Here is a 16,567-nt window from a genome sequence, read left to right on the forward strand (position 1 = left end):
CGGGAACGGAAGGCGGATAAAGCTGCCCTAATAATTATTTGGTTTTAAAATAAAAATGGAAGTGTGAAGATCAACTTCAGACTTCCATCCTATATTTTGTTTTATTTTACTCTTTCAAGGTACGAACCGTCCTCTGTACTGATCTTGATCTTGTCGCCTGGCTCGATGAATAATGGAACCATTACTCTTGCGCCTGTTTCTACGATCGCATTTTTCAGTGCGTTGGTCGCTGTGTTTCCTTTCACGCCCGGATCTGCTTCTACCACTTCCAGATAAACGGATTGTGGAAGTTCTGCAGAAAGTGGAGTTTCGTCTGCTTCTTTCAGGATAATTGTCACCTCTTCTCCAGCTTTCATAAGATTAGAGTTTTCAATCATTTCTTTGTTAAGATAAAGCTGAGAAAAATCCTCGTTGTTCATAAAGTGGAATCCATTCTCATCATCATACAGATACTGGAATTTTCTTGTGATCACTTTTACTTCGTCGATCTTATGACCTGCGGAGAAAGTGTTGTCCAATACTTTTCCGTTGGTTACAGATTTCAATTTCGTTCTTACGAAAGCAGGACCTTTTCCTGGTTTTACGTGTAGAAACTCGATCACTTTGAAAATATCATTGCTGAATTCGATGCAAAGTCCTTTTCTTATATCGTTGCTTGTTGCCATTAGTTATATATAAACTTGTATTATTTTTTATTCTTTATTGGATCCGTAACCTTTTACAATACCTCTTGGAGAGTTTTGGATGAATTGGATGATCTCATCTCTTTCCACTGTTGGAAGCATTTCTTTTTCGATGAATTCAATTGCTTGGGTTGTATTCATTTTCATTTGGAAGATGGCTCTGTAGATCTTTTGGATCTCGAAGATCTTGTCATTCGTAAAACCTCTTCTTCTCAATCCTACAGAATTGATTCCGGCGTAAGAAATTGGTTCTCTTGCTACTTTTACGTAAGGTGGAATATCTTTTCTGATCAATGAGCCTCCAGAGATCATTACGTGTTTTCCGATCTTTCCAAATTGTTGTACGGCAGACAGTCCGCCCATTACCACAAAATCTCCGATCTCAACGTGTCCTGCAATTCCACAACCGTTTGCAATGATGACATTGTCACCTACGATGCAATCGTGCGCTACGTGGGAAGTTGCCATGATCAGACAATTGTTTCCAATTTTTGTATATCCTAAAGCTTTTGTTCCTCTGTTGATTGTCACACATTCTCTTAACGTGGTTCCGTCTCCGATAATTACCTGAGTATCTTCGCCTTCAAATTTAAGATCTTGTGGAACGGCACCAATTACTGTTCCTGGAAAAATCTTACAATTTTTACCAATTTTTACATTTTCCATGATGGTCACATTGGGACCAATCCAAGTGTCAGAACCGACTGTTACGTTCGCACCTATAGTTGTAAAAGGTTCTATCGTAACATTCTTACCGATTTTTGCTCGAGGATCTACTGCTGTAAGCTGATGAATCATAGATTAATTTTTTGTTTTTGCAACTTGGGCCATCAACTCAGCTTCTACAACTACGCTGTCTCCCACATAACCGTAACCCTGCATATGTACGATTCCTCTTCTGATCGGTTCTATCAATTCAATTTTGAATATCAGTTGATCTCCTGGAACTACTTTTTTCTTAAATTTCACATTGTCCATCTTCACAAAGTAAGTGGAGTAATTTTCCGGATCTGGAACATTTGCCAAAACCAAAATCCCACCAACCTGAGCCATCGCCTCGATTTGCAAAACACCTGGCATTACTGGTTCTTTCGGGAAGTGACCTACGAAAAATGGCTCGTTCATAGAAACATTCTTCAGTCCAACCACGTGGGTCTCTGACAATTGTAAGATCTTATCAACTAGAAGAAACGGTGGTCTGTGAGGCAATAATTTCATAATGCCATTGATGTCAAAAATAGGTTCTGCTTTGAGATCAAAATCAGGAACATTTTTTCTTTTTTGCAATTTGTATTGTCTGTTTAGTTTTTTTGCGAACTGCGTATTTACAAAGTGTCCAGGTTTGTTGGCAATCACTCTACCTTTGATCCTTACGCCAACCAAAGCCAGATCTCCGATCACATCCAATAGTTTGTGACGGGCGGCTTCATTTGGGAAGTTAAGGGTAAGATTGTCGAGGATTCCGTTTGGACGGATAGAAACTTCGTCTTTACCGAAAGCTAATTTCAGTTTTTCTGTGGTTTCCGGCGTCAACTCTTTATCAACATAAACGATAGCATTGCTGATATCGCCACCTTTGATAAGATTCGCATCCAAAAGTTGCTCCAACTCGTGCAAGAAACTGAATGTTCTCGCTGGTGCAATCTCGTCCTTAAACTCGGAAAGATTTTTCATACTGGCATTTTGGGTTCCAAGAACTTTGGTTCCAAAATCTACCATAGTTGTAATCTCGTAATCGTCTGCAGGAATGACTGTGATCTCGGAACCTGTTGAAGGATCGATGTAGTTCATCACTTCCTTCACCACAAGATATTCTCTTGCAAGATCTTGTTCCTTAACGCCAGCCTTCTCGATAGCTTCTACAAAATATTTGGAAGATCCATCCAAGATCGGTGGCTCTGCACTATTCATTTCAAGGAAGGCATTATCAATATCCATCCCGACCAAAGCAGCCAAAAGATGCTCGCAAGTGTGGATTTTGACCCCTAACTTTTCCAGAGTGGTTCCTCTTTCTGTAGTGGTTACATAATTGACGTCAGCCTCTACCTGAGGATGACCTTCTAGATCTGTTCTTACGAAAACAAATCCGGTGTTTTCCTTAGCCGGTTTGATAGTAAGATTAACTTCTCTACCTGTGTGAAGACCGATACCCGAAAGTTTGATCTCTTCTCTGATTGTTTTTTGTTTATCACTCATTGTAATAGTTTTGAGGCGGGAAGAACTGTGTCTTGGCTCCTGATACCTTTACTCTGATTTTTTATTTTCTAAATCGTTTATTCTCTTGACTATGTCGGTAAAATTACGGAAATGTACGTAATTTCTTCTGTAATCGCTGTAATTGATCGCTGGCGAACCATAAAGTGTCTCACCATCTTTAGCTGCGTGGTTTACCCCACTTTGTGCTTGGATCTTGACTTGATTGCCAATTTTGATATGACCAACGATTCCAACTTGACCTCCAATCTGATTCCAGTCTCCAATAATAGTAGAACCTGCAATCCCAGCTTGAGCTGCTATTACATTGTTTTGACCGATTTTCACATTATGGGCTATTTGAATCAAATTATCGATTTTAGTTCCTTTGCCGATAACCGTTGAACCGATGGTTGCACGGTCGATACTGCAATTGGAACCAATCTCAACATCATCTTCAATGATAACATTTCCTAGCTGTGGAATTTTCTTGAAACCTTCAGCAGTTGGCTGGAAACCAAATCCATCGCCACCAACAACGGTATTGGAATGGATGACACAATTATCACCCACGATACAATAATCATAGATTCTTGCACCACTGTCAATTTTACAGTTTTTTCCGATCTTCACGCCTTTGCCGACGTAAACGTGAGGGAAAATTTGTGTTCCGTCACCAATATCTGCTTTTTCCGAAACGTAAGTGAATGCACCAATGTAAACATCCTCTCCTACTTTTGCAGTCTCGTGAAAGAAAGAGCCAGGCTCAATCCCTGTTCTTCTGCCCTGCATTTCCTGGTAAAGATTCATCAAGACCTGGAAAGACAAATAGGCATCTTCTACAGCAATAATTGCTGGTTTGTAATCTTTATTTTCTACTATTAAGCTTTCTGAAACAATTAGAACTGCGCATTCTGTATTCTCCAAAAATTCTAAAAATCTGGATTGTCCAATAAAAGACAAATGTCCCTTCTCTCCATTCTCAATAGGAGAAACGCCTGTGATGACCGTTTCGGGATTTCCGATGATTTTCCCGTTTATAAAATTTGCAATTTGTTGCGCAGTAAATTCCATAGTTTGCAAAGATAAATATTTTATTAATTAACCATTAATTTTTTATGACGAATCAAACTTACTTTTACTTTACCTATAAAATCTCTCTTGGGAAATAAACAATGTATTTCTTGGTCGCATTTTCCATACAGCCAAACAAAATCTGATTTTCCGATTCTTCCAATTTGAACGTTTCACCAACTTTATTCATCAGATAAATTGGCTGTCTTTCAGTATCATACGGCAAGAGCATTCTGGAAATCTGGCCAACCAATTCTTCTGCATTATTAATATTAAAATATTGATTGGTCTTGTCAATTTTTTCTTGAATAAATTCTTGAGAAAATGGTTTTGATGAAATGATACTTTTCGGAAAATCTCTATAAATTACCACTTTGCAAAGCTTAGCTAAAATAAAATCAGGATTCTCTGTCCATTCTTTTATCGCCTGGAAAACATCCATATCATCGAGCATTGTGAATCTTCTGATGTCTTCTTCCGTGGCTTCATCAAATTTATTTTTAATCAAAAAATATTTCAGGTTGGATGGCGCATCCAATTCCAAATTTTGCGAAACCAAATATTTCGCTCTGTTAAGAATCTGAACCAAAACGTGTTCTGCCAGCGCTGCCGTTTTGTGGTAATAAACCTGCCAATACATAAACATTCTGGCGGTCAAATAATTTTCTATGGAATAAATTCCTTTTGCATCAATGACCAATTTTTCGTTGCTCACGTTCATCATTGAAATGATTCTTTCAACATTCACGTCGCCTTCCGAAACGCCTGTGTAGAAACTGTCACGCTTCAAATAATCCATTCTATCCACATCCAACTGCGAGGAAATCAATTGGTTGAAAAACATTCTGTGGTATTTTCCTTGGAACATTTCAATCGCTAAATCTAATTTTCCATCAAACTCTTCATTCAATCTGGTCATCAACAAAATTGAAATTTTCTCGTGGTGCCAATCGTCCATCAACCTGTTTTCCAACGCGTGGGAAAACGGACCGTGACCAATATCGTGCATCAAAATCGCCAACATTGCGGCTTCTTCTTCCTCTTTTGAAATTTTGATTCCTTTCAACTTCAAAGTTTCCAATGCTTTGAACATCAGATTCATCGCACCCAAAGCGTGGTGAAATCTGGTATGTTTTGCGCCGGGAAAAATCAGTGAAAGCAAGCCGGTTTGCGAAATGCGTCTTAGTCTTTGAAAATAAGGATGTTCTATGACGTCAAACAGAATCTCGTGTGGAATTTTGATAAAGCCGTGAACGGGGTCGTTGATGATTTTGAGTTTATTCTGCACCGGTTATAATTGATAAATGATTATTGATGAATGATACAAAAATAGGGAAATTGGACGATTTTTTTGGGAAAATAAAAATTGGATTATATTTGCCTAGTAAATAATCTAATAACTATGAAAAATAAACTTCCTTTTATTCTATTGTTTTTTTCAGTCTCTATTATAAGGCTCAAGAAAATAAATTCATTTCTTTGGGCAAAGATAAAGACGGAAATACATTATCTTACAAACTAGACAAAACATTAAAAGAAGAATTTTTTTTCTGGTTTAGAATAGAATATACAGAACAAAATGATCCAGCAATATCAAAAAGTGAATATTACATAAATGCTAATTGTAGCAACAAAACCACTGCAATGCTAAAGTATGCGAATGATTGGCGAAAAGATGATGAAGATGACAAAATATATGATGTTCCTGTAAAAGATATTGTCTACAAAGATGCATCAAATAATAAAACAGCTTTCTTATTTAAGGAAAATTGCAAAAAATAATTTCAAACCAAAATCCTCAAACTCTTCGGCAATACTTTAATATGAATCGGGGATTTTATCTTTTTGAATTCGCCATCGATGTGCCAATTTTTGGTGTTGACTTCAAATTCCACTTCTGACACGGGAAGATAGGAAACGTAATCGTCGTCTTTTAAACGTTTTGTGAACATCCGATAGGCAAAAAACGGCGAATAGTAAAGCGGAAACTTTTTGACTAAAACCAAATCCACCAAACCATCAATTTTGCTCGCCATTGGCGCGATGTAAGCGTTGTTCCCGAACTGTCGTGTGTTGGCGACATTTACCATTAAGTAAGTTCCGTTATAGGATTGAAATTTGGAATCGAAAAACCTAATCGTTATTGGTTTGTAACTGAAAAATGTCTCGATGGAAACTTTGATGTAATTTTTGAAACCGCGATTGGTCTTTTCAAATTCCTTCACGACTTTTCCATCAAAACCAGTTCCTGAAACGTTGATGGAGAAATGTTCGTTCACCGTAAACGTATCGATTTCACGGAATTTCTCATTTTTAATCTTATCTAATAATAAGGAGATATTTTTGCTAAAATTCGTTTCGTTGGAAAATCCGTTTCCTGAACCAGCAGGGAAAACTGCCAGAATTTTTTCTGAATTAATGAGCTTCTTCGCCACTGTAGAAATGGTTCCATCGCCACCAACAGCCACAAAAACGTCAACATCATTCCAATGTTCATCAATGAAAGCATCTGTATGTTCCAGGGATTTTGAAACCAGAAACAGAGGATTTTCCACTTTTTTTGAAAGCTCGTCCAAAAAAGGTTGGTAGTTTTTCTTTGCGGAAAATGGGTTGATGATGAAGGCTACGTTCATAGGTTCAAAAGTAAAAATACTCCGAGGATTTCAGAGTATTTTGTTGAATTATTTTATTTTTAATTTAAAAAATTGGTCGCTCCTCTGGAGCTTTGCATATATTGTTCGGTTCTTTTCTACCAATGGTTTCTCCGCTCTGCGGTTCTATTTTAGGGTAAATCTAAGACTGGTTCTTCTCTGGAACTTTGATAGCTATTTTGACCAATACTCGTTGCTTTGAAATTCTATTTTAGATAAAATATTTTTATTAAATCCTTCTGTTGTCGGCTTTCCAGTTTCTAATATTTTCTTTGATTTTGGAAGCGGACCAATCGTTTTCGCTTGCTTTGCTCATTAACTCAATCAAATCTTCTTCTTCTGAAAATCTGAGTGCGAAAACTTGAGAATCGGAAAATTGATATGGTAAACTTTCAAGTCTCGTGCCTGTCAAAGTGAAATAGCGAAGTTTGAATTCATTAATGATAATTCTGTCCTGAAGTCCAACCGCGTAATGTTGTCTCAACATATAGGATATTAAAATTATCAAAACTGAAGCGAAAGAAATCGCAGCCCAAATCCATACAAACTCTTCGTTGACATTGATGTTTTTCCACAATCTGTAAAGTGAAAAAACGAGTAAAACTAAACCGGCCGGATAAACCACAAAATGATGCAATGGATAAAACTTGCGATAATTCTTAAGATTTTGGTTGCTCATTTTATTTGATTTTATATTGTTGGATGAATTCTGGTTTCAGTTGGTCCTTGATGTCTTTGAAATTTAAAGTGATGTAAACCACGCCAGCCGCATAAGCTGTGATTTCGTACTGATTGTAAACGAATGTGATTTTATTCTGGTCAAAAAAGAAGTTATTATTCAGTTCAATTTTATCTACCAACAACATCTCTTTTTGCTCTGGCTCATCAAAATGATTTTGAAGAATCTTGTTCCAATTGACATCAGTAGGATTTTTGAAAATATCGTTTTGTGAAATCACTTTGTAATTTTTCAAATCAAAAGCTTTGTAACTTTCGAAATAATAGCCGTGTGCGCCGCCAGAATAGCCGTTTCCTGCGTATTGCAAAGTCAACACATCGTCTTGGTTAGAAATCAGTTTCATTGCAGACATTTCTTCCCAGGTTTGCTTGAACTCTGGCATATAATCCTGCGATTCATCTTTTTTCAAAGATGCTGCTTTTAGTTTCTCAAGTACGGCTGACAAAGCTTGCTTAGAATACTCTGGAGAAGTGATATTGGCAGGTTTGTAGATACTGTCGAGAAGTGTTTTGTTGGTAATATCTGGGAATAATAAAATTTGTTTTTCGAAGGATAAAGTCAGTGTTTTTGCAATCTGCACAGAATCCTGAACTCTCAAGGAATCGATGGCGAATTCTTTTTTGGTTTCTATGCTATCGGATTTCGTGCTGGAAACTTTTGTGTTTTCTGTTTTATTGCAGGACGAAAGTAAAACGCCGAAAGATAAAATTGCGATTAAGTTTTTCATAAATTTAATTTTTAGAATGATAACAAAAAACCTTCCAAAATTGGAAGGTTTTAAATTATAACTTAAACGTCTATTCTTGCGTAGACTGCGTTCTTTTCTATAAATTCTCGTCTTGGTGGAACCTCATCGCCCATCAACATTGAGAAAGTCGAATCTGCCTCTACCGCATTTTCAATCGTCACTTGTTTCAGGATTCGGTTTTCTGGGTTCAATGTTGTTTCCCAAAGCTGTTCAGGATTCATCTCCCCAAGACCTTTATAACGCTGAACCTCAACACCTTTTCCGTCTGGAGCCAATTCCAAAGTGAATTGTTCACGCTCTTTTTCGTTGTAAGCATAGATTTTCTTGTTTCCTTTTTTCAAAAGATACAAAGGCGGTTGCGCGATGTAGATGTAACCATTCTCGATCATCTCGTTCATAAAACGGAAGAAGAATGTCAAAATCAAAGTCGAGATGTGAGAACCATCGATATCCGCATCGGTCATAATGACAATTTTGTGGTATCTTAATTTACTCATATTCAAAGCTTTGGAATCTTCTTCTGTTCCTACAGAAACACCAAGCGCTGTATAGATATTTTTAATCTCCTCGTTGTCATAAACTTTGTGAAGCATTGATTTCTCAACATTCAAAATCTTACCTCTCAAAGGCAAAATCGCCTGGAAATGACGGTCACGACCTTGTTTCGCTGTTCCACCTGCGGAATCTCCCTCGACAAGGAACAATTCTGACTCAGCTGGGTCTTTGGACGAACAATCTGACAATTTCCCTGGCAATCCAGAGCCACCCATTGGTGATTTTCTCTGAACCATTTCTCTCGCTTTCTTCGCTGCCTGTCTTGCTTTCGCTGCCAAAACAACTTTCTGAACGATGATTTTTGCTTCGTTTGGATTTTCCTCAAGGAAATTTGTCAGCATTTCGCCAACGATTTTATCAACCGCTCCAGAAACTTCGGAGTTACCTAATTTCGTTTTGGTCTGACCTTCGAACTGAGGTTCCATTACTTTTACAGAAACCACAGCAGTCAATCCTTCACGGAAATCGTCACCCGTAATCTCCACTTTTTCTTTTGCAGGAATCCCAAGGTCATCCGCATATTTTTTAAGCGTTCTTGTCAATGCTCTTCTGAAACCTGCCAAGTGCGTTCCACCTTCGTGGGTGTTGATATTATTAACATAAGAGTGCAAATTCTCCGTAAACGACGTGTTGTAACGCATCGCAACTTCCACAGGAATCCCCTCTCTTTCGCTTTCCATAAAAATCACGTTTTCCATAATGGATTCGCGGTTTCCATCGATGTATTCTACGAATTCTCTAAGACCACCTTCCGAATGAAAAATCTCTGACTGGAAACTTCCGTCTTCGTTTGGATGTCTCTCATCAATCAAAGTAATGGAAATTCCTTTGTTAAGGAAAGACAACTCTCTAAGTCTGTTCGCCAAGGTATCGTAGTTGTACACCAATTCCTGGAAAATAGTTCCGTCCGGCTGGAAGAAAACCTCGGTTCCTCTTTCAGAAGTCGTTCCGATTTCTGCAACATCTGCCAACGCTTTTCCTTCAGAATATTTTTGTTGATATAGTTTTCCATTACGGCTAACAGTCGCCACCAACAAAGTTGAAAGTGCATTCACACAAGAAACCCCAACCCCGTGAAGACCACCGGAAACTTTGTAAGAATCTTTGTCAAACTTACCACCAGCTCCGATTTTGGTCATTACCACCTCTAGTGCAGATTTCTGCTCTTTCTCGTGGAAATCAACCGGAATCCCACGACCGTTATCTTTTACAGAAATGCTTTCACCTTCGTGAATAGTCACTTTGATTGTGTCGCAATAGCCTGCCAGCGCCTCATCAATCGAGTTGTCCACTACTTCATAAACCAAATGGTGAAGACCTCTAACGCCAACGTCACCGATGTACATTGATGGTCTCAACCTCACGTGTTCCATTCCTTCCAGGGCCTGGATGCTACTCGCTGTATATTCTTTTTGACTCATATTTTTTATATTAAAGACATAAGACTCAATCTTTCAAATAGTTAGCTTGAGAATATTTCTTTTTAATTTGTTAAATTATTTTGTTAAAATGCTTACAAATATCGTGATTTTTTTCGAGATATGAAAGTATTAAATTGAAGCAGAAAGGAGAAGTTTTTAACAGGGAAGCTTTACTTATCTAACAAAAAAATCGAGCTCAAAAAGCCCGACTAATAAAATTAACATATTATAAACAGTTCTATTAACCCAAAAACTCATCCACCTTCTGCGCACATTTTCTTCCTTCCGCAATTGCCCAAACCACCAAACTTTGCCCTTTTCTCGCATCGCCACAAGAGAAATATTTTGTCTGATTGGTTTTGAATTCCTTATCATTTCCGATGAGATTTCCTTTCGGGTCGAGGTTGATATCCAAATCCTCCACCAAACCTTTGTGCTCGACGTGCGTGTAGCCCAAAGCTATGAAAGCCAGATCACAATCAATGACAAATTCTGAATTTGGTTTTTCCGTATAGAGATTCCATTTTCCGTCGGCATCTTTTGTCCATTCCGCTTCTACCAATCGGATTCCGGTCAGATTTCCGTTTTCATCTTTCACAAATTCTTTGGAATTGACAGACCATTTCCTGTCAACGCCTTCCTCGTGAGACGACGTGATATGCAAAGTCATCGGCATTGTCGGCCAAGGCATCGTTTCGTCGCGCTCGGTTGGTTGCATCGGTTTGTAATAGATTTGATACACGACATCCGCACCTTGACGATTTGAAGTTCCAATACAATCTGACCCCGTATCACCACCGCCAATCACGACGACTTTCTTACCTTTTGCATCAATATCGTTTTCATTAAATGAAATTCCACTGACTTTTTTGTTACTTTGAGAAAGATAATCCATCGCGAAATGAACACCCTTTGCATCACGATTCGGAATCATCAATTCCCTTGGAACTGTACTTCCTAACGCCAAAACTACAGCATCAAAATTCCGATTAAGTTCTTCTACAGAATAATTGACACCGACATTGACATTGGTTTTAAATTCAATCCCTTCTTCCTTCATCCATTGAATCCGGCGTTCCACGATATTTTTATCTAGCTTGAAATCCGGAATTCCAAACCTTAGCAATCCACCAATTTCAGGGTCACGTTCAAAAACCGTAACCTGATGTCCCATTTGATTTAATTGATATGCCGACGCTAAACCAGCTGGCCCAGAGCCAACAACCGCCACTTTCTTATCCGTTCTGAATTTTGGAATAATTGGTTTCGCAAAACCTTTTTCAAAAGCAATCTCGATGATGTTTTTTTCAACTTCCTCAATCGCAACCGGCAAACTATTGATTCCCAAAACACACGCTCCTTCACAAGGCGCAGGACAAATTCTTCCCGTAAATTCAGGGAAATTGTTAGTTGAAATCAATAATTGATACGCCTTTTCCCATTGTTCCTTATAAACCGTTTCATTGAATTCCGGAATCATATTCCCCAGCGGACAGCCACTTTGGCAAAACGGAACGCCACAACTCATACAGCGCGACGATTGTTTGTGAAGATAATCCTCGGAAATCGGTTTGTAAAATTCTTTATAATGCTGAATCCTTTCTTCTACAGGAAGTTTCTTCGGCAATTCTCTATCGTATAATAAAAATCCGTCTGCTTTTCCCATTATTTCAATTCATTTATTTTATTTTCAATCGCTTTTTTATAATCTCGGGGATAAACTTTGATGATGTGTTTCAAATTATTTTCGAAGTCACTTAAAAGATAGGAAGCCAGTTCACTATTCGTCATTTCGAAATGTTCTTTAATCAAATCATTAATAATCGATTTATCATCTTCCGTAATCTCTTCTAGGTTTGCCATATCAGGATTGAAATTCTCTTCCAAAGACCGTTCAATATCCCACACATAGGCAATTCCGCCACTCATTCCCGCTCCGAAATTTCTTCCGACGCCACCAAGAATCAACACCGTTCCGCCCGTCATATATTCACAACCGTGGTCGCCGACGCCTTCTACAACTGCAGTTGCACCGGAATTCCGGACCGCAAAACGTTCACCCGCCATTCCCGAAACAAAGATTTTCCCCGAAGTTGCGCCGTATAAAGCGACATTTCCGATGATGCTATTTTCGTGAGCTTTAATGACAGATTCTTTATCGTGATAAATCGCCAGTTTAGCTCCTGAAAGTCCTTTCCCGAAATAATCATTGGCATCGCCTTCCAGAATCATCGTGATTCCTTTATTACAAAACGCTCCAAAACTCTGTCCGGCAGTTCCCTTAAAATTGAATTTCAAAGAGTCTTCAGGCATTCCTTCTGAATGATATTTTTTAGTCAATTCGTGAGAGAGAATCGTTCCGACCGTCCTGTCTGTATTTTTAATACTAAAATAAGCTTCAGTAGTTCGATTTTCTTCAATCGCTAACTTTGAAACCTCCAACATTTTCCACGAAAGTGAATCATCGATGCCGTGGTCTTGAGTTTCATTTTTAATGATTGGTAAATCAGTTTCAGGTTTGAAAAGAATCGGACTCAAATCAATATTTTTATGTTTCCAGAATGAGATATCTTTTTTCGTGGTCAAACATTGCGATTGCCCGACCATTTCGTCAATTCTTCTGAAACCTAAACTCGCCATTATTTCTCTAACTTCCATCGCCAGAAAAGTGAAATAGCTGACCAAATGTTCTGGTTTCCCTTTAAACTTTTTCCGAAGTTCTTCATTCTGAGTTGCGATACCAACCGGACAAGTATTGAGATGACATTTTCGCATCAAAATACAACCTTCCACAATTAATGCAGACGTGGAAATTCCCCATTCTTCTGCACCAAGCAAAGTGGCGATGACGATATCACGTCCGGTTTTTACTTGACCATCAACTTGAACAGTGACACGCTGACGAAGTTTATTTTTAATTAAAGTCTGTTGCGTTTCCGCCAATCCCAATTCCCAAGGCAAACCTGTGTGCCTTGTTGAACTCAAAGGAGAAGCGCCGGTTCCGCCATCATAACCAGAAATCAAGATATGGTCCGCTTTTGCTTTTGCAACACCGGAAGCAATCGTTCCTACTCCGGCTTTTGAAACCAATTTAACTGAAATTCTTGCGTGGCGATTGGCATTCTTCAAATCAAAAATCAATTGCGCCAAATCCTCAATCGAGTAAATGTCGTGATGCGGTGGCGGAGAAATCAAACCAACGCCTGGAGTGGAATGTCGGGTTTTTCCAATCCATTCATCCACCTTGAATCCTGGCAATTGTCCGCCTTCGCCAGGTTTTGCACCTTGCGCCATTTTGATTTGAATCTCTTCTGCTTCCGCTAAATATCTCGCTGTCACTCCAAATCTTCCAGAAGCAACTTGTTTAATTGAGGAACGTAAGTTATCTCCATTCTCATTAAGCGTATAGCGATTATCATCTTCGCCACCTTCGCCTGTATTACTTTTCGCGCCGATTCTATTCATCGCAATCGCGAGTGTTGTATGCGCTTCCCAGGAAATTGAACCGAAAGACATTGCGCCTGTTGCAAAACGTTTTAGAATATTTTCCAAAGGTTCAACTTCATCAATTGAAATCGCTTCTCGGTCATTTTTAAAATCCATCAAACCTCTTAGTAGAGAAGCTTTCTCGGATAATTGATTGACGTTTCTTGAATATTTTTTGAATAAATCATAACGGTCATTCCAAGTTGCCTGTTGCAATAGATGAACAGATTGCGGATTGAATTGATGATACTCATTTTCTGGTTTCCATTGATAGATTCCGCCTGGTTCCAATACTTTTTGTGGGAGTTTTGTTCCGAACGCATTGAAATGTTTGACTAAAGCTTCTTTGGCGATTTCGTCAAAACCAACACCGTTGATTCTGGAAATCGCGCCTGTAAAGCAAGTGTTGACGACGGTTTTATCAATCCCAATGATTTCGAAAATCTGCGCGCCGTGATAGGATTGCAAAGTCGAAATTCCCATTTTGGAAAATATCTTCAACAATCCATCGCCGACTGCTTTTTTATAATTGTTTTTTAATTGGTCTAGGTTAGCTTCTTCACCAAATTCATTTTTATGAAACATCTCTCTGATGCTTGCCAGAGCGAGATAAGGATTGATAGCCGTAGCGCCAAATCCCAGCAAAGACGCAAAATGATGAACTTCCCAGACATCGCCAACTTCCATCACCAAACCCACTTTTCTGCGAACACCTTTCCGAATCAAATGGTGATGAACAGCCGAACAAGCCAAAAGTGAAGGAATCGTTGCATGACCAGAATCCATCGAACGGTCGGAAAGCACAATCACCTCAAAACCGTCATCTACCGCATCTGTCGCGTAACGGCAAATCCGGTCAATCGCTTTTCTAAGATTTCCATCTTTTCCGTCAGACTTGAAATAAGTATAAATCGTTTTCGACTGGAATTTCCCTGTATCAACACTTCGAAGTTTTTCTAGTTGTTCATTATTAAGAATTGGATTATCAAGTTTTATAGAATGGGCAAAATTTTTATCCTCTTGCAAAAGATTCCCGCTTCCACCGATAATCGTGGTGAGAGACATTACCAATTTTTCACGGATTGGGTCGATTGGCGGATTTGTAACCTGAGCAAATAATTGTTTGAAATAAGAACTTAAATGTTGTGGCTTTTCACTCAAAACAGCCAAGGGCGAATCAAAACCCATAGAGCCAATCGGTTCTTTTCCAAGTTCCGCCATTTCTTTGATAATGACATCCAAATCTTCTCTAGAATACCCGAACGCTTTTTGATATTTGAAAATATCTTCTGACTGTAATTTATTGAAACGGATTTTCGGACTTGGTAATTCATTGATATTGATATTCATTTTATCCAACCAATCTCGGTATGGTTGTGAAGTACAGATTTCTTTCTTTAATTCCTCATCACTTATAATTTCGCCTTTTTTCATATCAACCAAGAACATTTTTCCAGGCTGAAGACGACCTCGCTTGATGACTTTTTGAGGGTCGACCGGCAAAGCGCCAGACTCAGATGCCATAATTACGCGGTCATCCGACGTCACGCAATACCTTGAAGGGCGAAGTCCATTTCTATCAAGCGTTGCACCGATGATATCGCCATCGGTAAATGAAATGGAAGCCGGACCATCCCAAGGTTCCATCATACAGGCGTGGAATTCGTAGAAATCTTTTTTGTAAGAATCCATTTGGTCGTGACCATCCCAAGCTTCCGGAATCAACATCATCATCGTATGCGGAAGTGACCGCCCTGAATGATAAAGCAACTCCACCATATTGTCCAGATAAGAAGAGTCGGATTGTCCCGGTTTTGTGATCGGCAAGATCATATCCATTTCCTGCGCCGTGAAATTGGGACTTTCGAAAGTTTTTTCGGAAGACCGAAGCCAATTGAGGTTTCCGCCAATTGTATTGATCTCGCCATTATGCGCTAAAAAACGGAAAGGTTGCGCTAAACTCCAAGTTGGATTTGTGTTTGTGGCAAAACGGGAATGTACCATTCCAAAAGCGGAACGAAGTCTCGCATCCGTGAGATCTTTGAAATAATTTCGGATCTGGACAGAACGCAACTGTCCTTTATATATCAATTTTTTGCAAGAGAATGAAGCGACATAGAAACCAATGGGATCATTGCTGGTCACACTCATAATCTGATGTGAAATATAATTCTTGAAAACAAATAGTTTTCTTTCCAAATCTTTTTCCGTTTCCGTATCGTAAGGACGTTCAACAAAAAGCATTTCCATTACAGGCTCCACGCTTTTCGCCAGAGCACCGAGATCCAAATTGTTTACAGGAACAGGACGATAACCCAAGATCTTAAGTCCTAATTTCTCAGCAGATTGCTCAATGATCTCTTTGCACTCTTGTCTGATGAAATTGTTCTGTGGAAAGAAAAGCATTCCGAGTCCGTAATGACCCGGCTCCGGAAGGTCGATTCCGTAATTTAGAGCTTCATCGTAGAGTAACTCGTGCGGAATTTGCAATTGGATTCCGGCACCGTCACCCGTATTACTTTCATAACCTGTTGCGCCACGATGTTCCATATTTTCGAGCATCGTAATGGCGTCGCTGACGATCTTGAAACTTTTGACACCTTTAATATTAGCAACAAAACCGACTCCGCAGGAATCGAATTCTGTTTCGGGTAAATAAAGTCCTTGGTTTTTGGGATTTGAATTTTGAGAAATTTCCTTGGCTCTTTTCATCTTCATTCTTTTTGGATACAACCAAATTTAATGAAAAAAGAAAGAAAAATGATTTTAAATTACCAATTCAACAACTATATAACTCATAATTAGAATTAAAATCAATAAAATAATATAAATTTTATCAATGGTTTACATTAAATTAATATTGGGTAATTATTTGTTAAAATTAAATTAATATTAAAAATATTTAAGTTATTGACAATCAATACATTAAGTAAAAAAACATTCATTTTAATTAAAATAATTCAGATAGAAACTCTTTAGATTGACCATAATTTCAAAAATGAATTTTATCCAAACTT

Annotated in this window: 12 protein-coding genes; 1 reads left to right on the forward strand and 11 read right to left on the reverse strand. The window is 38.5% G+C overall.

The annotated features are described in order from the left end of the window. Positions 1-101 precede the first annotated feature (101 nt). The 5 genes from efp to PQ459_15995 all read right to left on the reverse strand — a co-directional run bounded on the left by efp (position 102) and on the right by PQ459_15995 (position 5,238). On the reverse strand, positions 102-665 hold the full coding sequence (gene efp, locus PQ459_15975) for an elongation factor P (protein WDF46387.1): 564 nt from the start codon (positions 663-665) through the stop codon (positions 102-104). 27 nt (positions 666-692) lie between these two features. Next, entirely contained in the window at positions 693-1,481 is a 789-nt protein-coding gene (gene lpxA, locus PQ459_15980) for an acyl-ACP--UDP-N-acetylglucosamine O-acyltransferase (GenBank protein ID WDF46388.1), read from the reverse strand. Between the two features lie 3 nt (positions 1,482-1,484). Continuing rightward, positions 1,485-2,879 (reverse strand): bifunctional UDP-3-O-[3-hydroxymyristoyl] N-acetylglucosamine deacetylase/3-hydroxyacyl-ACP dehydratase, encoded by a 1,395-nt coding sequence (locus PQ459_15985; protein WDF46389.1) that lies wholly within the window; start codon positions 2,877-2,879, stop codon positions 1,485-1,487. 48 nt (positions 2,880-2,927) lie between these two features. Further along, positions 2,928-3,950 (reverse strand): UDP-3-O-(3-hydroxymyristoyl)glucosamine N-acyltransferase, encoded by a 1,023-nt coding sequence (lpxD, locus tag PQ459_15990; protein ID WDF46390.1) that lies wholly within the window; start codon positions 3,948-3,950, stop codon positions 2,928-2,930. Between the two features lie 73 nt (positions 3,951-4,023). Then, positions 4,024-5,238, reverse strand: coding sequence for an HD domain-containing protein (locus PQ459_15995; GenBank protein ID WDF46391.1), 1,215 nt, complete (start codon positions 5,236-5,238; stop codon positions 4,024-4,026). 191 nt (positions 5,239-5,429) lie between these two features. On the opposite strand from PQ459_15995, the gene PQ459_16000 reads away from it, so the two are divergent. Further along, complete coding sequence (locus PQ459_16000; protein WDF46392.1) at positions 5,430-5,732, forward strand: hypothetical protein; 303 nt, start codon at positions 5,430-5,432, stop codon at positions 5,730-5,732. A 2-nt stretch (positions 5,733-5,734) separates the two neighbouring features. Here the strand turns inward: PQ459_16000 and PQ459_16005 are convergent, their stop codons facing one another. The 6 genes from PQ459_16005 to gltB all read right to left on the reverse strand — a co-directional run bounded on the left by PQ459_16005 (position 5,735) and on the right by gltB (position 16,262). Next, positions 5,735-6,583: a diacylglycerol kinase family protein gene (locus PQ459_16005; GenBank protein WDF46393.1), complete on the reverse strand. Its 849-nt coding sequence runs from the start codon at positions 6,581-6,583 to the stop codon at positions 5,735-5,737. A 247-nt stretch (positions 6,584-6,830) separates the two neighbouring features. After that, the gene (locus PQ459_16010; GenBank protein WDF46394.1) at positions 6,831-7,280 is read right to left on the reverse strand and encodes a DUF6526 family protein; all 450 of its coding nucleotides are present in this window, start codon (positions 7,278-7,280) and stop codon (positions 6,831-6,833) included. A 1-nt stretch (position 7,281) separates the two neighbouring features. Further along, positions 7,282-8,067, reverse strand: a complete 786-nt coding sequence (locus tag PQ459_16015) for an RsiV family protein (protein ID WDF46395.1) — start codon at positions 8,065-8,067, stop codon at positions 7,282-7,284. Between the two features lie 62 nt (positions 8,068-8,129). Next, positions 8,130-10,064 (reverse strand): DNA topoisomerase (ATP-hydrolyzing) subunit B, encoded by a 1,935-nt coding sequence (gene gyrB / locus PQ459_16020; GenBank protein ID WDF46396.1) that lies wholly within the window; start codon positions 10,062-10,064, stop codon positions 8,130-8,132. Positions 10,065-10,305: 241 nt separating this feature from the next. Next, entirely contained in the window at positions 10,306-11,730 is a 1,425-nt protein-coding gene (locus tag PQ459_16025) for a glutamate synthase subunit beta (GenBank protein ID WDF46397.1), read from the reverse strand. Next, a complete protein-coding gene (gltB, locus tag PQ459_16030; protein WDF46398.1) occupies positions 11,730-16,262 on the reverse strand; it encodes a glutamate synthase large subunit in 4,533 nt (1,510 codons plus the stop codon). Before gltB ends, PQ459_16025 begins: the two co-directional genes overlap by 1 nt. Positions 16,263-16,567 lie beyond the last annotated feature (305 nt).

It is taken from the genome of Chryseobacterium sp. KACC 21268, assembly GCA_028736075.1.
Classification (GTDB): domain Bacteria; phylum Bacteroidota; class Bacteroidia; order Flavobacteriales; family Weeksellaceae; genus Epilithonimonas.